This window comes from Saccharospirillum sp. HFRX-2 (genome assembly GCF_043196805.1).
Lineage (GTDB): Bacteria > Pseudomonadota > Gammaproteobacteria > Pseudomonadales > Natronospirillaceae > Saccharospirillum.
The window spans coordinates 13,212-32,164 of sequence record NZ_JBEBMU010000006.1; the positions used below are offsets into that span (position 1 = coordinate 13,212).

General features: G+C 56.0%; 20 protein-coding genes. 8 read left to right on the forward strand and 12 right to left on the reverse strand.

The genetic code is table 11. From position 1 onward, the window contains the following. Nucleotides 1-26 precede the first annotated feature (26 nt). Entirely contained in the window at nucleotides 27-1,121 is a 1,095-nt protein-coding gene (locus ABMA60_RS12880) for a 3-deoxy-7-phosphoheptulonate synthase (protein WP_392803708.1), read from the forward strand. Nucleotides 1,122-1,185: 64 nt separating this feature from the next. Here ABMA60_RS12880 and ABMA60_RS12885 read toward each other — a convergent pair whose 3' ends face one another. Then, on the reverse strand, nucleotides 1,186-2,028 hold the full coding sequence (locus tag ABMA60_RS12885; RefSeq protein ID WP_392803710.1) for an alpha/beta hydrolase: 843 nt from the start codon (nucleotides 2,026-2,028) through the stop codon (nucleotides 1,186-1,188). A gap of 74 nt (nucleotides 2,029-2,102) precedes the next feature. Between ABMA60_RS12885 and lexA the strand changes: the two genes are divergently transcribed. Next, the gene (lexA, locus tag ABMA60_RS12890; protein ID WP_392803712.1) at nucleotides 2,103-2,711 is read left to right on the forward strand and encodes a transcriptional repressor LexA; all 609 of its coding nucleotides are present in this window, start codon (nucleotides 2,103-2,105) and stop codon (nucleotides 2,709-2,711) included. 19 nt (nucleotides 2,712-2,730) lie between these two features. On the opposite strand, the gene dnaQ is transcribed toward lexA, so the two are convergent. Genes dnaQ through ABMA60_RS12905 form a run of 3 tightly spaced genes read right to left on the reverse strand, consistent with a single transcriptional unit; the run spans nucleotide 2,731 to nucleotide 4,709 of the window. Then, entirely contained in the window at nucleotides 2,731-3,477 is a 747-nt protein-coding gene (dnaQ, locus tag ABMA60_RS12895; protein WP_392803714.1) for a DNA polymerase III subunit epsilon, read from the reverse strand. A 1-nt stretch (nucleotide 3,478) separates the two neighbouring features. Next, entirely contained in the window at nucleotides 3,479-3,925 is a 447-nt protein-coding gene (rnhA, locus tag ABMA60_RS12900) for a ribonuclease HI (protein WP_392803716.1), read from the reverse strand. Beyond that, complete coding sequence (locus tag ABMA60_RS12905) at nucleotides 3,918-4,709, reverse strand: class I SAM-dependent methyltransferase (RefSeq protein WP_392803718.1); 792 nt, start codon at nucleotides 4,707-4,709, stop codon at nucleotides 3,918-3,920. Before ABMA60_RS12905 ends, rnhA begins: the two co-directional genes overlap by 8 nt. A gap of 136 nt (nucleotides 4,710-4,845) precedes the next feature. Between ABMA60_RS12905 and ABMA60_RS12910 the strand changes: the two genes are divergently transcribed. Then, on the forward strand, nucleotides 4,846-6,591 hold the full coding sequence (locus ABMA60_RS12910; RefSeq protein ID WP_392803720.1) for a LysM peptidoglycan-binding domain-containing protein: 1,746 nt from the start codon (nucleotides 4,846-4,848) through the stop codon (nucleotides 6,589-6,591). A gap of 59 nt (nucleotides 6,592-6,650) precedes the next feature. Here ABMA60_RS12910 and sohB read toward each other — a convergent pair whose 3' ends face one another. Beyond that, on the reverse strand, nucleotides 6,651-7,652 hold the full coding sequence (gene sohB, locus ABMA60_RS12915) for a protease SohB (protein WP_392803722.1): 1,002 nt from the start codon (nucleotides 7,650-7,652) through the stop codon (nucleotides 6,651-6,653). Nucleotides 7,653-7,777: 125 nt separating this feature from the next. On the opposite strand from sohB, the gene ABMA60_RS12920 reads away from it, so the two are divergent. Further along, the gene (locus ABMA60_RS12920) at nucleotides 7,778-8,092 is read left to right on the forward strand and encodes an SCP2 sterol-binding domain-containing protein (protein WP_392803724.1); all 315 of its coding nucleotides are present in this window, start codon (nucleotides 7,778-7,780) and stop codon (nucleotides 8,090-8,092) included. A gap of 2 nt (nucleotides 8,093-8,094) precedes the next feature. Here the strand turns inward: ABMA60_RS12920 and ABMA60_RS12925 are convergent, their stop codons facing one another. Next, nucleotides 8,095-8,742, reverse strand: coding sequence for a multidrug transporter (locus tag ABMA60_RS12925; protein WP_392803726.1), 648 nt, complete (start codon nucleotides 8,740-8,742; stop codon nucleotides 8,095-8,097). A 294-nt stretch (nucleotides 8,743-9,036) separates the two neighbouring features. On the opposite strand from ABMA60_RS12925, the gene nhaB reads away from it, so the two are divergent. From nhaB to ABMA60_RS12945, 4 genes are all read left to right on the forward strand, one after another. After that, the gene (gene nhaB / locus ABMA60_RS12930; RefSeq protein ID WP_392803728.1) at nucleotides 9,037-10,551 is read left to right on the forward strand and encodes a sodium/proton antiporter NhaB; all 1,515 of its coding nucleotides are present in this window, start codon (nucleotides 9,037-9,039) and stop codon (nucleotides 10,549-10,551) included. A gap of 59 nt (nucleotides 10,552-10,610) precedes the next feature. After that, nucleotides 10,611-11,606 (forward strand): tRNA dihydrouridine(20/20a) synthase DusA, encoded by a 996-nt coding sequence (gene dusA / locus ABMA60_RS12935; RefSeq protein ID WP_392803730.1) that lies wholly within the window; start codon nucleotides 10,611-10,613, stop codon nucleotides 11,604-11,606. Nucleotides 11,607-11,688: 82 nt separating this feature from the next. Continuing rightward, the gene (gene tal / locus ABMA60_RS12940; protein ID WP_392803732.1) at nucleotides 11,689-12,615 is read left to right on the forward strand and encodes a transaldolase; all 927 of its coding nucleotides are present in this window, start codon (nucleotides 11,689-11,691) and stop codon (nucleotides 12,613-12,615) included. Nucleotides 12,616-12,788: 173 nt separating this feature from the next. Beyond that, complete coding sequence (locus ABMA60_RS12945) at nucleotides 12,789-13,649, forward strand: DNA replication terminus site-binding protein (RefSeq protein WP_392803734.1); 861 nt, start codon at nucleotides 12,789-12,791, stop codon at nucleotides 13,647-13,649. 67 nt (nucleotides 13,650-13,716) lie between these two features. On the opposite strand, the gene sthA is transcribed toward ABMA60_RS12945, so the two are convergent. From sthA to ABMA60_RS12975, 6 genes are read right to left on the reverse strand one after another with little or no spacing between them, the layout of a single operon-like run. Continuing rightward, nucleotides 13,717-15,111 carry a Si-specific NAD(P)(+) transhydrogenase gene (gene sthA / locus ABMA60_RS12950; RefSeq protein WP_392803736.1) on the reverse strand — a complete coding sequence of 465 codons (1,395 nt, stop codon included), beginning with the start codon at nucleotides 15,109-15,111 and terminating at the stop codon, nucleotides 13,717-13,719. 23 nt (nucleotides 15,112-15,134) lie between these two features. Next, nucleotides 15,135-15,371: a (Na+)-NQR maturation NqrM gene (nqrM, locus tag ABMA60_RS12955; RefSeq protein WP_392803738.1), complete on the reverse strand. Its 237-nt coding sequence runs from the start codon at nucleotides 15,369-15,371 to the stop codon at nucleotides 15,135-15,137. A gap of 43 nt (nucleotides 15,372-15,414) precedes the next feature. Beyond that, complete coding sequence (locus tag ABMA60_RS12960; RefSeq protein WP_392803741.1) at nucleotides 15,415-16,440, reverse strand: FAD:protein FMN transferase; 1,026 nt, start codon at nucleotides 16,438-16,440, stop codon at nucleotides 15,415-15,417. After that, the gene (nqrF, locus tag ABMA60_RS12965) at nucleotides 16,440-17,666 is read right to left on the reverse strand and encodes an NADH:ubiquinone reductase (Na(+)-transporting) subunit F (RefSeq protein ID WP_392803743.1); all 1,227 of its coding nucleotides are present in this window, start codon (nucleotides 17,664-17,666) and stop codon (nucleotides 16,440-16,442) included. Before nqrF ends, ABMA60_RS12960 begins: the two co-directional genes overlap by 1 nt. An 18-nt stretch (nucleotides 17,667-17,684) precedes the next feature. After that, on the reverse strand, nucleotides 17,685-18,293 hold the full coding sequence (gene nqrE, locus ABMA60_RS12970) for an NADH:ubiquinone reductase (Na(+)-transporting) subunit E (protein ID WP_392803745.1): 609 nt from the start codon (nucleotides 18,291-18,293) through the stop codon (nucleotides 17,685-17,687). After that, nucleotides 18,294-18,953: an NADH:ubiquinone reductase (Na(+)-transporting) subunit D gene (locus ABMA60_RS12975; protein WP_392803747.1), complete on the reverse strand. Its 660-nt coding sequence runs from the start codon at nucleotides 18,951-18,953 to the stop codon at nucleotides 18,294-18,296.

The window sequence follows — 18,953 nt, forward strand, 5'->3', positions numbered from 1 at the left end:
TCACTTAGAAGAGCCGCTCGCAAACCATGCAACAGTTAACCAATCTGAACGTCGAAAGCCAGGAAATTCTGATTACACCAGAGGCGTTAAAAGCCGACCTTCCTGTTTCCGACAGCGCCCACGCCGTTATTGATGCCGGCCGCGAAGCGGTACGACGCATCCTGGATCGCGACGATCATCGTATTATTGTCGTTATCGGCCCCTGCTCTATTCATGATCCCGAACAAGCGCTGGAATATGCGCGGCGTTTAAAAGCGCTTAATGAGAAAGTTCAGGATAGCTTACTGCTGGTGATGCGTGTTTATTTCGAAAAACCCAGAACCACCACCGGCTGGAAAGGTTTGATCAACGATCCCTATCTGAACGATTCGTTCAAGATTGAAGACGGGCTGCACATTGGTCGCAAACTGTTGCTGGATATCGCTGAAATCGGCTTACCCACAGCCACAGAAGCGCTGGATCCGATTTCACCTCAGTATCTTCAGGATCTGATCAGTTGGTCTGCCGTCGGCGCGCGTACCACCGAAAGCCAGACTCACCGCGAAATGGCCAGCGGCCTGTCCTCTGCGGTCGGTTTTAAGAACGGTACCGATGGCAGCCTGGACGTCGCTATTAATGCACTGAATTCAGTGTCGTCACCGCACCGCTTTCTGGGTATCAACCACGAAGGCCAGGTAGCGATTATCCATACCCGCGGTAATCGCTACGGTCATGTGGTGTTGCGCGGTGGCAATGGCAAACCCAACTACGATTCAGTCAGCGTCTCGCTGTGTGAAGAAAGCCTGCGTCAGGCCGGAGTGCCCACCAACATCATGGTCGATTGTTCGCACGCCAACTCCAATAAAGACCACAACCTGCAACCGCTAGTGGCTGACAACATCACCAACCAAATACTGGAAGGTAACCAGTCCATTATCGGTCTGATGATTGAGAGCAATCTGGAAGCCGGCAATCAGAAAATCCCTGAGAACCTGGCCGACCTGAAACCGGGCGTATCGGTGACCGATGCTTGCATCAGCTGGTCAACAACAGAGCAATTACTGCTGTCGATGCGCGACAAACTAAAAGACGCATTGCCGCGTCGCATCAGCAAGAATGTCACCAATATAAAAGCCGGCTAAAACCCGCTGGCACAAAAAAGGGTAGCTACTATGGCTACCCTTTTTTATTACTCGAACACTGGCTTCAGGCCGGCTCCGACGCCTTGGGCAGCAAGGCCGCCCAATCAAAATCGACCACCCGGGCTTCGCTGCGATGATCTTCTGCCACTCGCATGCGCTTTAACCAGGAGGGAGTACGACCCGGCTCAAATACCCAACGCGTGACGTCCTGATGGGCATCCAGCGATGGACGAATAGCCTGGCCGCCAGTGGTCTTCCAACCACCAAACCAACCCCCTTTTTTCAGCAATTGACGAAACAGTTGCCGCACTTCCATTTCTTCGCCCGGCCCTTTCACCCAGGCGCTTTTAAGCAGACGAATGCGCTGAATCAGCTTGGCGCCGGGTAACCAATAAAGGCGACGTGGCGGTAACTGGTGGGAATTAACGAACAATAGCTCCGGCAGCGTCTCACCGTAGGCCAGAGTTCGGCTGATCAACTCACAACCCATGCCGCGAGCAACAACGGCTGGTTTGTGGCCACAGCGTTCTTCAATAAACGCGAACACGGACGGCAGATCATACTCAGCCATAATGTCCAGCGTATTGGTTTGCGGTCGTTGGTTGCGCGATGACAAACCATGGCCCCGCCAATCCAATAGCCAGACATCGTAACCCTGACGTACCAACTCACCAGCGGTACCGCCAACGCCATAATCCAACCATTGCCAGTGGTTGTAGAACGCATCGTGAACCAACAATAGCGGCAACGCCTTGGTCACTTTTTCCTGATGCAGACGCACCAGTGCAATCTCGACGGTTTTGTCGGTGCTGTTGTTGGGTTTCAGGGAATAGACATCTTCGTAGACGCCTTCTTTGAATTCCGCACTGGCCAAAGCCACCGGGAAAAGTTCACTGCTACTTTTCAAGCCTTTAGAGTCCTTTACAGTGAGCGTAGCCTGTATATAATCACAGCTACTGTATAAAAAAACAGGGCGACACTATGCTGAAACTGACCGCTCGTCAACAAGAGGTGCTGGATATCATTAAAGAGCACCTTGGCGCCACCGGCTACCCACCGACCCGGGCAGAAATCGCCCAACGGCTCGGTTTTAAATCTCCCAATGCGGCGGAAGAACACCTCAAGGCCCTGGCCCGTAAAGGGGCTATTGAGATGGTCTCCGGTGCCTCACGCGGTATCCGACTGCCGGAATCCGAAGCCGAAGCGGGCATTCCCGTCGTCGGCCGTGTTGCTGCCGGCTCCCCTATTCTGGCCCAGGAACAGATTGAGGAATTCGTCGAAATTCCCTCCGGTCTGTTCAACCCCAAAGCCGATTATTTGCTTCAGGTGCAGGGGCTCAGTATGAAAGACATCGGCATACTGGAAGACGATCTAATCGCGGTTCACAAGACCGATCAAGCCCGCAATGGCGATATCGTTGTTGCTCGAGTCGGTGAAGATGTCACCGTCAAACGCTATGAACGCGAAGGCGGCATTGTAACGCTCTATCCGGAAAATACCGACTTTGATCCGATCAAGATCGACCTGGAACAGGACGACTTTGCCATCGAAGGTCTCTACGTCGGCGTTATTCGCCGGACGTTGCACTAAGCACCGCCCGGCAAACGCATCACTCCGGTCGCGCCTCTGGCTCATTCGAGCTATTCCACAGGGGCGCGGTGCCGGATTTCTTCTCAATCATCGCCAGCATCTGTAGATGCGCTTCGCGCTCTGCGGCCGTCGGCTCAATAACGACCAAGCGCTCTCCAGCCGCCATCACCGCACTGGCATCAAAACTCACTTCTTCATTATTGGACTGGGGTTCTTCATCCAGAATCAGTGCCGTCTGGCCACCGGTCATCATCAAATAGACGTCAGCAAGAATCTCCGAGTCAAGCAAAGCGCCGTGCAGTGTACGGTGGCCGTTATCGATACCATAGCGTTTGCACAACGCATCCAGTGAAGCCTTGGCACCCGGATGTTTTTCACGCGCCAGCATCAGCGTATCGAGCACGGTGCAATGACTGTCCAACCGACCGAAACGGCTGTCACCTTCGGCGGCCAACCGATCAAATTCCATTTGCAGGAAGCCCATATCGAAGGAGGCGTTGTGGATGACTAGTTCAGCGCCCGCGACAAACTGCCAGAAGTCGTCAGCGATATCGCGAAACTTAGGCGCGTCCTTAACCTTCTCATTATCAATGCCGTGAACGGCGATCACTTCTTCGGGAATGTCGCGCTCCGGGTTGATGTAGTAGTGAAAGTGTCGGCCAGTATGTTTACGGCCGACCAGTTCGACACACCCAACTTCGACGATGCGATCGCCCTTGTTGGGGCTCAGACCGGTGGTTTCCGTATCCAGTACAATCTGTCGCATATCAACCTCGCTTAATAATGTCGTCGACGCCCTGATTAGCCAGCGCATCGGCACGTTCGTTCCCTTCATTACCGGCGTGGCCTTTTACCCAATGCCACTGCACCTCGTGCTTGCCGATCTGCTCATCCAAACGCTGCCACAGGTCTTTATTCTTCACCGGCTGCTTGCTGGCAGTTTTCCAGCCATTGCGTTTCCAGCCATGAATCCACTCGGTGATGCCTTTGCGCACATATTGGGAATCGGTGTACAGATCCACCTGACAACGCCGCTTCAAAGATTCCAAACCAGCGATGGCCGCCATCAGCTCCATACGATTGTTAGTGGTATCGCGTTCGCCACCATGCAGTGATTTTTCGTGTTTGCCCGAGCGCATCAACACGCCCCAACCACCCGGACCGGGATTACCACGGCAGGCGCCGTCGGTATAAAGGGTGACAGCGTCACTCATATTGATTCCTTATCGTCCGGCTCGTCAGGCCGGATTTCAGTACCGGCCGGGCGCGCCAGCGCGGCCGACCATTGATTCGTCCCGCCACCTGTTTGCAACCCACCAAAAGGTAGACTGCACCGGAGACCGGCAATAAACGTCGCTGCACGCGACTCAAAAAACCTAACCGCCCCAACCACTCCGGACGGCGGTAAGGCGGAATAAACAGATGTTTCTCCTGGCGCTCCATTTCGAAATTGAGCAGTTGCATCCAGTCAGCCACACGACCACTGCGAATAAAACGCGACCGCCACACCCCGGATTGAGCCCGACTGAGCATCGCCCGAGCCCCCCAGGCACTGAACGGATTAAAGCCGACGATCACCAACAACCCACCGGGACGCAACACCTGGGCTGCTTCACGCACCGCTTGATAAGGGTTTTCGCACTGATCGAGCGTATGATGCATCACCAGTGCATCAATGCTTTCCGGTTCGAAGGGTAAGGCTTCGGCGTCGGCCCGAACCACCGGGCAAGGTGCGCGGTTATCCAGTTGGCTGACAATGGTGCCACAGCCAAATAGACGTTGCTCGAAAAGTGGCTCGTGCAAACCGCTGTCGAGTTGCAACAGATGAGAACCGAAACGACCAGCCAGTCCCCGCGCAACCAGTTCTCGCTCGGTTTCGATCAGACGCTGACCCAAAGCAGAGCGATACCAATTTGAAAGCGCAACCTCCTGAGAGGCAACATGCGGAGGCCCGGCACGAAGCAGGTGTTTGAAGCGCTGACCAATCTGGTTATTCAAAACACCCTCGCAATAAATCGTTCAAGGAAGCGCCGATGAACATCAGGCACAAGACCGTCCACTTGCGACACCCCCATCACCAACATAGAATTATCGCCCAAACCGAAACCGGCTTCAAAACCCAAGCGACCCTTGCATGCTTTTAAATCGTTATCTGTTTCCAACGGCCCTGGCCAGCATACTGGTTAGCGGCTGCAGTACCTTGGGCGGGTCTTCCCTTTCAAGCATTCCCCAATCCTGGTTCGGCACCAGCATTCCCATCGAGCAAACCGTGCGTACCGCCGGTATCGATCTGGATGCAGGTTATCCGGCCATCATGCCGCGGCCACCGTTGAGCATGCCGTTTTCGGATCCGGTTTACGATCCGCTGGTTGCCACCTTGCTGGTCACCGACGACATCTTCGCCCACCAGCCGGACCTGAGCGCAGAAAATGCCCGCGCCCGCGCTGTATACGATCCCTTCTCGCACTACCCTGACGACCTCTACCAAACCCTGCGCCGCGGCTTCGAATTCGACGTCACGCTCGACAATCCTCGGATCACGGCCCAACTGCGCTGGTATGCCCGGCACCAAAGTTACATCAATCGGGTCAGTGATCGTGCCGGTCGTTATCTCTATTTCATCGTCGAAGAATTACAAGCGCGTGATATGCCGCTCGACCTGGCCTTGCTGCCGATCGTTGAAAGCGCTTTCGATCCGTTCGCCTATTCGCACGGCAGCGCCGCCGGTATGTGGCAGTTCATTCCGTCCACCGGCCGGATGTACGGTCTGAAACAGGACTGGTGGTACGACGGCCGTCGCGATGTCGTCGACTCCACCCGCGCCGCCCTGGAGTATCTTGATCGCCTGAACCAGATGTTCGATGGCGACTGGCTGCTCGCCCTGGCCGCCTACAACTCCGGCCCCGGTACCGTATTGCGCGCCGTGCGTCGCAACGAAGCCGCCGGCCGGCCAACCGATTTCTGGCACCTGAACCTGCCGCGCGAAACCGAAGCCTACGTGCCCAAGATGTTTGCCCTGGCCAAGCTGATTCACTCGCCGGAAGTCTATGGCATCGAATTGCCCGTGGTCAGCACTCAGCCCTACTTCGCCGTGGTAGAAGTCGGTGGTCAGATCGATCTGGCACAAGCCGCCCAGCTGGCCGATATGGACCTGAGCGATCTGTACCTGCTCAACCCGGGTTACAACCAATGGGCCACCAACCCGGACGGTCCGCACCGTTTGCTGGTTTACGTCGATAAAGCCGAAGGCTTCCGCCAGAAACTGGCTGAACTGCCGCCGGAATCGCGCATGACCTGGCAGCGCTATACCATCAAACCGGGTGATTCGCTGCTCACCATTGCCGGTCGCTTTAATGTCACAGTGGAAATGCTGCGCGACGCCAACGACCTGTCCGGCAGCCTGATTCGCGCCGGTGATGCGTTGATGATCCCCATCGCCTCCGCCCGCTCCAGCGATTATTCAATGAGTGCCAGCCAACGCCTGGCGCGCACCCAGAATGCGCTGGCCGGCAGCAACCGCACCCGCGTTAACTATGTGGTGCGCGGCGGCGATACTTTCTGGGACATCTCCCGCGAATACGGCGTCAGCGTCGGCAATCTGGCGCGCTGGAACAACATGGCGCCGCGCGATGTACTGCGTCCGGGCCAGACGCTTGCCATCTGGCTGGATTCCAATAACGCCCGCACCAATGTGCCGACCAACCGTGAAGTGGTACGTCGGGTCGGTTATGTGGTGCGCTCCGGTGATTCACTGTCACGCATCGCCAACCGCTTTAATGTCCGTGTTACCGATATCGAACGCTGGAACAGCATTGACCAGCCGTACATTCAACCCGGTCAACGCCTCACGCTCTATGTGGACGTAACCCGCATTAACTAATGCACGGGTCACGGCCCAATAAAAAAAGCCGGCAACTGCCGGCTTTTTTTATTGGTTAATTACGGCAATATCCGCTGCGATAAGCGCTCAAAAAAACCTTCCGTCGCGGCCGAGGCAGCGGTGCGCACCTTCACATTCAGATGACGTTGCGGCTTCCAGGTGACTGAGACCAGTTCTTTGTCATCGACCAGTTTTTTCAGGTAGTCGTCACTGGTGCCAATCTCGTCGATCAGTTGCAGCTCCAGTGCATCTTCGGCCAACCAGAAGTCGCCTTCGGTGACTTTGTCGAGCTCCAGCTGCGGACGGAAGCGACCGACCAGGCCTTTAAAGCGGCGATGAATGGCTTCCAGATCATCGAGAAATTTCTGCCGACCGGCTTCGGTTTTCTCACCCATCAGCGTCAGCGGCGCTTTGTGTTTGCCGGCGGTTAACACCTCAACATCGACATCGTGCTTTTTCAGCAGGTTGTGGACGTTGGGCACCTGAGCCAACACACCAATGGAACCGACGATGGCAAAAGGCGCGGCCATAATGCGGTCGGCAATACAGGCCATCATATAGCCACCACTGGCGGCGACCTTGTCGACGCAGACGGTCAGCTTCAAGCCGGCATCGCGGATGCGCATCAGCTGCGACGCCGCCAGGCCATAACCGCTGACCGCACCGCCCGGGCTTTCCAGCACCAGCACCACTTCCTCGCCGGCTTTAGCGACGGCCAGCAACGCGCTGATCTCCTCACGCAGCGAAGCAACCTGCGACGCCTGAATATCGCCTTTGAAGTTCAGCAACCAGACGCGCTCCGGCGTTTTTCCCTTGTCCGCCTTATGTCGCGCTTTCTCTTCTTTCTGGTGAGCCTTGAGCGCTTTTTTATCGAACACCTGGTGACGAATAGCATCGGCCTGGCGGCGGAAACGCTCGTTCAGCTTGCGTACGATCAATCGGCCTTTGTGACCTCCCGCCTGCCCTGAGCGCGCATTGCGGGCAATGGCGCCGATAATAAGGATGATGACCAGGGCCACCGTCAGGGCTTTCAATAAGAACAACCAGTAATCACTCCACACGCTGTGGCTCCTTGCTGTATTGACTGTTATCGGCTTCAAACTTTCGTTTCAAACAGATGTTTGATTTCACCATGGGCGGCTCCTACAATGCCGAAGTTCCCAAGCCCATGTACAGGAGACCTTAGATGGCTACGACGGCTGAACTCTTCAATACCATCCAATCACGGTTTAACGCGGACGCAGCGGGCGATATGGATGAAGTTTTCCAATTTGCCATCGAAGACGACGCAACCTACCACCTGATCGTTAAGAACGGCCAGTGCCAATTGGGTGAAGGTGAGCACGACGATCCCAGCGTGACCCTGCTGATGGACGCCGATACTCTCAACGAGATTGCCGAGGGTGAGTTGAATGGCATGCAGGCCTTTATGGCCGGCCGGCTGCGCACCGAAGGTGACATGATGCTGGCGACACGCCTGTCGGATCTGTTCTCACTCTGATTCTATTCAGAGCTCCAGCTGCCCACCGCTGCCCGCGCCGGTTCGTTGACCGGCCGGGCAATCAAGCCCCGCGACGTCAACGCCACTTCAAAGACCCCACCATCAACCATCGGTAAATAAGCCGCGCTACCAAAACGCGCATCGACCCAAGGCAGGAAGGGTTCAAACTGCCGCATGCTTAACCAGCGGTCATTTTCCAGCGAATGCACCCGACGATCGGCACTGCGCTCCTGCGCCAGATCACGGTAACGACCGGACAGCCGTTCCAGGCGAAACACCGGTTCCATGCCCAAAACCGTTAACGGGCCGGTCCAGGTGAGAATGCGCGCATCGATCTGCCATTCATCGCCGGTCAGTTCAAAGCTTTGGCTGGCATCGGCATCGGTGGGCGTCAGTTCGACCTGATAACGCTGATCGCCCAGTTGCTGGAACGACAGGCTGGCAATGGTGGTTTCGGCGCGCAAGGCCCGGTAAGCCGCCAGATCGACGACCAGATAACCGAGCACAACGATAATCAGCAGGCTGCCAATACCAATCAGGCCGCGGAAAAAACCGCCCACCCAGCCGCCACGAAACAACAAGCGCACAGCCAGAAACAGCAGCAGCACGCACACCGGAAACAGAATCAAGAGTAACGGCCAGTAGGTCATATGCTTCCCTCTTACACCTTTGCGATGGGGTCCGATTGAACCGAAAAGCCTGAGCTTAGCGATACACTCTAGTCGGTTTAGAGAGGCACAACAGCGCCTGAGATAACGCCGTTCAGTCTTCCACAGTCACAGAGCCAAGAAAAGCACCGTTTATGGCCGGCAAGATTCTCAGTTATTCCCTCTAATCGCTTGAAAAATCGGCAAAAACGAGTAGTTTAAGCGCCCATTTTTCGGGAGAACGACGTCCCAGCACGACGGGCTCCCAACCGCTTTCCCCTTTCCAATGAGCACACAATGAGCACCACCTACACTCAGTCCATCGTTGCCAACTTTCTGGGCAACAGCCCGACCTGGTACAAACAGACCATTGTCAGTTTTCTGATCATCAACCCCATTCTGCTGTGGGCACTCGGCGACGCCGGCCCGCACGTGGTTGGCTGGCTGTTGATCGGCGAGTTTATTTTCACCCTGGCCATGGCGCTGAAATGCTACCCGTTACAACCGGGCGGCCTGCTGGCGCTGGAATCGGTTCTCATCGGTTTGACTAATCCGGAAGTCGTTTATCACGAAGCCGCGGTCAATTTTCCGGTAATTCTGCTGCTGATGTTTATGGTCGCCGGCATTTATTTCATGAAGGATCTGTTGCTGTTTACCTTCACGAAATTGCTGCTGGGCATCCGCTCGAAGTCCTTGTTGTCATTGATGTTCTGTTCGGCGGCTGCGTTTTTGTCGGCCTTCCTCGATGCGCTGACGGTCACTGCGGTTTTGATCAGCGTTGCGGTCGGCTTCTACAGCGTTTACCACAAAGTCGCTTCCGGCAAACCCTTCCAGCAAAACGAACACAACCATAACGAAGACGACTCAGTAGAAGACCTGCACCGTCAGGACTTGAACGAGTTCCGCGCCTTCCTGCGTTCGTTGTTGATGCACGGTGCTGTGGGTACTGCTCTGGGTGGCGTCTGCACTCTGGTGGGCGAACCGCAAAACCTGTTGATTGCCCACATCGCCGGCTGGCAATTCGGTGAATTTTTTATGCGCATGGCGCCGGTCACCATGCCGGTATTATTTGCGGGTCTGACCACCTGCGTGCTGCTCGAAAAGCTGCGCTGGTTCGGCTACGGCGCGCGCCTGCCGGCATCGGTGCGTACCATCCTGACCGACTATGAAACCCACCAGCAAAGCAAGCGCACGCGTCGTGATGTCACTAAGTTGATTGTCCAGGCGTTGGCGGCGGTCTGGTTGATCGCTGGTCTCGCCCTGCATCTGGCCGAAGTTGGTTTGATCGGTTTAAGCGTGATCGTATTGCTGACCGCCTTGAACGGCATTACCGACGAGCATCAACTGGGCAAAGCCTTCGAAGAAGCACTGCCTTTCACCGCCCTGCTGGTGGTGTTTTTCACCATCGTCGCGGTGATTCACAGCCAGCACCTTTTCACACCGATTATCACACTGGTACTGAGCCTGCCCGAAGCCATTCAGCCGGGCATGTTCTTTGTGGCCAATGGTTTGCTGTCGGCGATCAGTGACAATGTCTTCGTGGCGACCGTTTATATCAACGAAGTAAAGTCCGCGCTGGAAAGCGGCGCCATCGATCTGGAGCACTTCAACCTGCTGACCGTGGCCATCAACACCGGCACCAACCTGCCGTCTGTTGCTACGCCTAACGGCCAGGCAGCGTTTCTGTTCCTGCTGACCTCAGCCATCGCGCCGCTGATTCGCCTGTCTTACGGACGCATGGTGATCATGGCGCTGCCGTACACCATCGTGATGTCTACGCTGGGTTATCTGGCAGTGACTTTTTGGTTATAATTCGGCACCCGAATTAAGAGGGGCTTCCGCCCCTCCGATTCCAATTCGCGGAGACCGCTTTGGCCTACCCACATCCTTTCAGCGTCGCCCCCATGATGGACTGGACCACGTCCGAGTGCCGTCAGTTTCACCGACTGCTGACCCGGCGTGCCCTGCTCTACACCGAAATGGTCACTACCGGCGCGCTGATTCACGGCAATACCGAACGCTTTCTGCGCTTCGATGCCAGCGAACACCCGTTGGCGTTGCAACTCGGTGGCAGCGAGCCGGCCGATCTGGCCCAGTGCGCCAGGCTGGCAAAAGATTGGGGTTATGACGAGGTCAACCTCAACGCCGGCTGTCCGTCCGATCGAGTGCAGAACGGTATGATCGGCGCGGTGCTGATGGGCCACGCTGGGCTGGTACGCGATGGACTGGCGGCGATGCTCGATGCGGTGGATATTCCGATCACCCTCAAACATCGCATCGGCATCGACGATTTCGACGACTATAGCTTCTTGCGGGACTTTGTCGGCGCCACCGCCGAGTCCGGTTGCGATACCTTTATCGTGCACGCCCGCAAGGCGATTCTGAGCGGCCTCAGCCCCAAGGAGAACCGCGAAATCCCGCCGCTGGACTATGATCGCGTCAAGCAATTAAAGGCCGATTTTCCGCAGCTGAATATCGTCATCAATGGCGGCATCAAAGACCATCAGACGGCGCAACAACTGATCGCCGATGGTCTTGATGGCGTTATGCTGGGCCGCGAAGCTTACCAGAACCCGTTGATACTCCAGGATGTCGACCTTATCTACTACAGCGAAGCAGCGCCGTGTCAGACTCAAGAAGACATCGCCGTTCGTTATCTGGACTGGATTGAACGTCAATATGCCCAAGGCACGCCGCTGAAGTATTTGGCGCGCCATACTTTAGGACTGTTTCAAGGACAGGTCGGCGCGCGGCGCTTCCGGCGTCAACTCAGTGAAGGCATGCACAAGGCCGACGCCAGCCCGGAACTGATCCGCCAGGCGTTGCATCAGGTGCAACTGCGGGATGCGCAGGCCCTAAGCGCCTGAGCACGAACTCATCATCGGCCCGGTTGATCAGCAACGGGGTGCACGCAACTTAGACAACACAGGTAAAGCACAGAGAGTCGCTATGAACAAACTCGAACAACTCAAAGAGTTCACCGTCATCGTCGCTGATACCGGCGAGCTCGAATCGATCCGCAAGTTCAAGCCGCAAGATGCTACCACCAACCCTTCTCTGGTACTCAAAGCCATCCAGGGCGGCCATTACGACGATCTGATCGATCGTTGCATGGCCAAGGCCGAGAATTTCGATGACGGCATCGACCGCATTCTGACCTCCATTGGCCAGGAAATTCTCAAAGAAGTACCGGGTTATGTTTCTACCGAAGTCGATGCCCGCCTGTCGTTCGATACCGACGCCACCCTGGCCAAAGCACGCCGCCTGATCGAGCTGTACGAAGCCGATGGCTGGAGCCGTGATCGCATCCTGATTAAGATCGCCTCCACCTGGGAAGGCATTCAGGCTGCTCGTGTGCTGGAACAAGAGGGCATCAACTGCAACATGACGCTGTTGTTCGGCATGGAACAGGCTCAGGCCTGCGCCGACGCCAACGCCACACTGATTTCGCCGTTCGTGGGTCGTATTCTCGATTGGTACAAGGCATCGACCGGCGAAGACTACACCGCTGAAACCGACCCGGGCGTGGTTTCGGTACGCGAGATCTACGAGCACTACAAAGCCAATGGCTACAAAACCATCGTTATGGGCGCCAGCTTCCGCAACACCGGTGAGATTGAAGCGTTGGCCGGTTGCGACCGCCTGACCATCAGCCCGGCGCTGCTGGAAGAACTGAGCCAGGACAACGGCGAGCTGAAACGCGCGCTGAATGCCGCGGGCGGCAGTGACGACCAGACCGCAGCCATCAGCGAACCTGACTTCCGTCTGGGCATGAACAACAACCCGATGGCCACTGAAAAATTGGCCGAAGGTATTCGTAAGTTCATCGAAGACCAGGTCAAGATGGAAGAACTGATCCGCTCACGCGCTTCCTGATTTCCTGATCACCTGGGCGACGCAATGCGTCGCCCAGCTTCTTTCACCACGCCTCTAATAGCTCTCCTTCCAATACCTCGCTAATACGACGTCCGGTACCTGCACCCACCTACCTTGGCGACACCAACACAAACCGCTAAACTGACGCCACACCACAGGAGATAACGGTATAAATGGACAGCGAAACCCGCCTCTTCGATCAGTTCGAGCATATGCGCCGCGCCATCGCCGCCTTTGCCAAATCGGTCAATCAGTACGACAGCGCTCACTGGATCGCGCCCTGGGCGGGGTCAGTGCGCGCGCCAGACCTGGAAGATCTGCTACTGGATCTTTGGTATCAGGAAGAACAGGACGGCCGTGAAACGCGCATCTATCCGGGATTGATCGCGCTCAACCGCGAACAGATCACTCTGGCCGCCGAGGTCAATCTGGCCAAGGATCAGTTCCGTAAGGTGGTCCATGCGTTAAAGGAAGCCGACAACGTCGCCTGGCGGGAAATCCAGGGCCGATTATCGCGACGTTACCAAAGTTTGAACGACTCTCTCGGCCGTGAGGGCCTGGCACGCCTGCATTTAAAGCAGGTATTCCGTCATCTACCGCTGGTGGTTAAACGACCCGACCGCGTCGGTTTCAGTTGGTACAGCAGCGGTCGTTCGATTGCACGCATCACCAAGGCCGAGGCCTGGGAGAGGCTGATCAAACTGAATACCGAAGCAGCTCATATCCGCATTCAGATGGAACGCCTGGCTACCCTGCCCGACAACGAGCCATTGGCGCGGGTGCAGCGTCAGGCGCCGGTGTTGCGCGCCAACCTGGTGTTTGCCGATGGCCGCCGCAAGTCGATGAATGTCTCGCTGCCGTTGCTGTTTCCCAGTCAGGGCATTAACGAACTGCCCGACTTTTCGATTCCGCCTGAAACGCCACCGAACGAACGCCATCGTCTGGTGCGCAGCGATAACAAGCTGGAAGACGAACCCTGGCTGCCGTCGATAAGAGTGCATCGTTATCGACAGCCCAAACACAGAACCTACTAACTGTATTCCCGCAGTTAAACGCGCACAAAAAAGCCGGCACGCAGCCGGCTTTTTAATTGAGCGCGGATCAGAATATTCGGTTCAAACCGTTCAGCGCCGCTACCCGATAAGCTTCCGCCATGGTCGGGTAGTTAAAGGTGTGTTCAATAAAGTAACGAATGGTATTGCCACCGTTCTTCTGCGCCATGATCGCCTGACCAATGTGCAGAATTTCTGCCGCCTGATCACCAAAGCAATGAATGCCCAGCAGCTCCAGCGTTTCACGATGGAACAACAGCTTCAACACACCGACGTCTTCGCCGGTAATTTGCGCCCGGGCGATGTCTTTGAAGTAAGCCTTGCCGACTTCGTAAGGCACCTTGGCATCGGTCAGTTCACCTTCGGTCAAACCGACAGAGGAAATTTCCGGAATGGTGTAAATACCGGTCGGCACATCGTTAATATGACGGTAGGTATTGTTCTGCACGATCACCCCAGAGGCACTGCGGCCCTGATCGTAAGCAGCGCTGGCCAGGCTCGGCCAGCCGACTACATCGCCGGCGGCGTAGATGTTCTCTACCGAGGTGCGGTAATGCTCATCCACTTCCAGTTGACCGCGGCGGTTAGCTTCCAGGCCGACCGCATCCAGGTTCAGGGTGTCGGTATTACCGCTGCGGCCGTTGGCCCACATAAAGGCATCGGCTTTGATCTTCTTGCCCGATTCAAGCGCCAGTACGACGTGATCGTCGAAGGCTTCGACCGACTGAAAAGTCTCGTTATGGCGTACCAGCACGCCATGACCACGCAGGTGGTAACTGAGAGCATCGGAAATTTCATCGTCCATAAAGGCCAGCAGACGACCACCGGGGTTGATCAGATCGACCTTGCAGCCCAAGCCATTAAAGATAGAGGCGTATTCACTGCCGATCACACCAGCACCGTAAATCACAATATGGCGCGGTGTTTCGGTGGAATTCAGAATGGTGTCGCTGTCGAAGATGCGCGGATGATTGAAGTCGACCGCCGGCGGACGCCAGGGACGTGAACCAGTGGCGATGATAAATTCCTTCGCCGTCAGCACATCGGCCTGTTCATCGCCCTGATCCACCTGAATAGAATGGTTATCGACAAAGCTGGCGACACCGTAATACAGATCAATGCTATTGCGGCTGTAAAACCGCGCGCGCATGGCGACTTGTTTGTCGATAACACGCTGGGCGGTTTCACGCACCTGGCTGTACGACAACCATTTCTGTTCCGAAATATGTCGGAACATAGGGTTGCGGTTAAATTGCATCACCTGATGCACCGCATGACGCAACGCCTTGGAAGGAATGGTGCCCTGGTGAGTGCAGTTGCCACCCACGCGTTGGCGCATATCGATAACGGCCACTTTGCGGCCAGCTTTGGCGGCGTTCATCGCAGCGCCTTCGCCAGAAGGACCACTGCCGATGATTACCAGATCATACTGCGTCTCGGTCAACTGCCATTACTCCCAGAATCGATTCAGCGGGTTGCATCCACGGCCAGATCAGCCGCTTTTTTCTTGGCACGACGCGTTAAAGGTGTATCTGAATCGCAGCGAGTTTTATCGCCACCACACACATCGCACTCTGATTCCATACCGATGGCCGCCATGCCACCACAGGAACCTTTGATCGGCTGACGGCCGAACATCACACCGACGGACATCGCCGCCACTACAATCAACATAAAGGCCAGTACGGCCAGAAAGGTTGCCATGGTGCACCTCTCCTTCGCCCCTTGGGCGTCACTAGTTCAGTTGTCAGGACGCCGAACCATAGAGTTCGGCAAAGCGTTCCGACTGCCAGGCGGCAAAGCCTGAGTCGGACCGTTCAATCAGCATCACTGCCAGGCCTTGCTGTTGCGCCAGTTCACGCGCGGCCAAAGCGCCTTTAACCAACATGGCGGTGGCGAAGGCGTCACTCAAGGCACAATCGTCAGCAAGGACGGTAACCGACACCAATGAATGGTGAATGGGTCGTCCGTTACTCGGGTCCAGAGTGTGGGAGTAACGCACTCCCGCTTCTTCATAATAGTTTCGATAATCACCGCTCGTCGCCATAGCTCCGTTGGTGACTTCGAGAATGCGATAAGCGCTGCGTGCGCCACTGTCCGGTGTTTCAATACCAACCCGCCAGGGATCGCCACCGGGCTTGGTACCGGCAAAGCGCAACTCGCCGCCGACCTCTACAAGGTAGGCATCGACCCCGGCTTGCGCCAGTGCATCGGCTACCTGGTCAACAGCGAAGCCTTTGGCGATGCCGGATAAATCCAGCTCGCGCGGTGCTTGCTTACGCAGTCGATGGCTCGCCTCGTCCACTTCGATGGCCGACCAGCCAACCTGCCCCAGCAGCTCATCAATCTGCGGCTGTGACGGCACCTGATCCGGCCTCGGCTGCGGACCAAAGCCCCACAGATCGACTAAGGGCGCTATGGTGGGATCAAAAGCGCCATCGCTGGCTTCGGCGATATCCAGCGCCAGTGCGACCACTTCGGTGGTCAGTGGTGAAACTTCAATCCAGTCACCCACTTCAGCCTCGTTAAAACGCGATACGTCCGAACGCGGCAAGTAAGTCGACATCGACTGGTTCACCGCCTCCAGACGAGAACGCACCGTGCCATCCAAACGCTCGGCTTCAGCGACAGTGGTCACCAGCTTAACGCTGTAGCTGGTGCCCATGCTGTAACCGGCTAAAGTACGAACGGCGACCTCTCGGTCGCCGCAGGCAGCCAAGAGCGCGGTTGTAACAACCAGCGCCAGGCTGCAACTGAGATGAAAAAACCGCATCAACCGCCGAAGTCATCCAGCATGATGTTTTCCGGTTCCACACCCAGGTCTTCCAACATCTTGATCACCGAGGCGTTCATCATCGGTGGTCCACACATGTAGTACTCAACATCTTCCGGTGCTTCGTGATCCTTCAGGTACTGCTCGTAGAGAACGTTATGGATAAAGCCGGTGTAGCCATCCCAGTTGTCCTCAGGCTGCGGATCAGACAGCGCCAGATGCCATTCAAAGTTGTCGTTCTCTTTGGCCAGGCCATCGAAATCTTCAACGTAGAAGGCTTCACGCCAGCTGCGCGCACCGTACCAGAAGCTGATCTTACGATCGGAATGCAGACGCTTGAGCTGATCGAAGATATGCGAACGCATCGGCGCCATGCCAGCACCACCACCGATAAAGACCATCTCCGCATCGGTATCTTTGGCGAAGAACTCACCGAAGGGACCAAACACTGAGATCTTGTCGCCCGGCTTCAGACTGAACACATAGGATGACATCTGACCCGGCGGGTGGTTGGTTCCCGGCGGCGGTGAAGCAATGCGGATATTGAACTTAACAATGCCCTTCTCATCCGGATAGTTCGCCATGGAGTAAGCGCGGGTAACGGTCTCAGTCACCTTAGAGCTGTACTGCCAGATGTTGAACTTGTCCCAGTCGCCGTGGAATTCCTTCTCGATATCGAAGTCTTTGTAGTGCACTTCGTGCGGCGGAACTTCCAGCTGAACGTAACCACCAGCGCGGAAATCGACGTCTTCGCCTTCCGGCAATTTTAAGGTCAATTCCTTGATGAAGGTCGCCACGTTGGGGTTGGACTCAACCGTGCATTCCCAGCGTTTAACGCCAAAGAATTCCGGATCAACTTCAATTTTCATGTCCTGCTTAACCGCGACCTGGCAAGACAAACGCCAGCCTTCGCGCAGCTCACCCTTAGTGAAATGCGTCTCTTCGGTCGGCAGCGCAGCGCCACCACCGTCGACAACCTTACATTTGCACTGAGCGCAGGTACCGCCGCCGCCACAGGCAGACGACAGGAAGATGCCCTGATTGGCCAGCGTGCCCAGCAGCTTGCTGCCGGCCTGAACGGTGATGGCCTTATCAGGATCTTCGTTGATTTCAATTTTTACATCGCCGGTGCTTACCAGCTTGGCCCGGGCCGACAGAATGACGGCGACCAGTGCCAGAACGATCAGGGTGAAAAGCACCACACCCAAAATGATTTCTGTACTCATCGATTCAATCCTCAGCCTTTACAGAGAAACACCGGAGAACGACATAAAGCCCAGAGACATCAGACCAACGGTAACGAAGGTGATGCCCAGGCCGCGCAATCCAGCCGGAACGTCGCTGTACTTAAGCTTCTCGCGAATACCCGCCAGAGCAACGATCGCCAACGCCCAACCGGCGCCGGCGCCAATGCCGTAAACCACGGATTCGCTGAAGTTGTAATCCCGCTCCACCATAAACAAGGAAGCACCCATGATGGCGCAGTTCACAGTGATCAACGGCAGGAACACACCCAGGGCGTTGTACAGCGCCGGGAAGTACTTATCGAGCACCATTTCCAGAATCTGGACGATGGCGGCAATAACGCCGATGTAGCTGAGGTAACCCAGGAATTCCAGGTTAGCTTCCGGGAAGCCAGCCCAGCTCAGAGCACCTTCAGCCAGAACGTAATTCAGGATGAGGTTGTTAACCGGCACCGTGATGGTTTGCACCACAATGACCGCAATACCCAGACCGATGGCTGCCGACACCTTCTTGGAAATCGCCAGGAAAGTACACATACCCAGGAAGAAGGCCAGTGCCATGTTTTCAACGAAAACGGCACGAATAAACAGACTCAACAAGGCTTCCATTTACACCGCCTCCTTCTTAACGTGCGCTTTCATACTGAATTCATTGTCTTCGATCTGAGAGCGATCTCGGGTACGCAGAATCCAGATAAAACCACCAATAATAAAGAACGCACTGGGTGCCAGCAGCATCAAGCCGTTAGGAACGTACCAGCCACCCTGGTTGACAGTCTGCAGCACCTGGAAGCCAAACAGGCTGCCAGAACCGAAGAACTCGCGCAGGAAGCCAACGAACAACAGCACCGCGCTGTAACCCAGGCCGTTACCGATACCATCAAGGAAACTCAGGCCCGGTGGGTTTTGCATAGCGTAAGCTTCGGCGCGACCCATCACGATACAGTTGGTGATGATCAGACCGACGAAGACCGACAGCTGTTTGGAGATGTCGTAGGCGTAGGCTTTCAACACCTGGTCCACCACGATCACCAGCGAGGCAATAATGGTCATCTGCACGATGATGCGGATGCTGCCCGGAATCTGGTTGCGGATCATGGAAATAAACAGGTTGGAAAACGCCGTTACCAGCGTCAAAGCGATACACATCACCACGGTCACTTTCAGACCGGTGGTCACCGCCAGCGCCGAACAGATGCCCAGAATCTGCAGGGCAATGGGGTTATCGGAGAAAATCGGTGTCACTAACACCTTACGTGCTTCAGACAT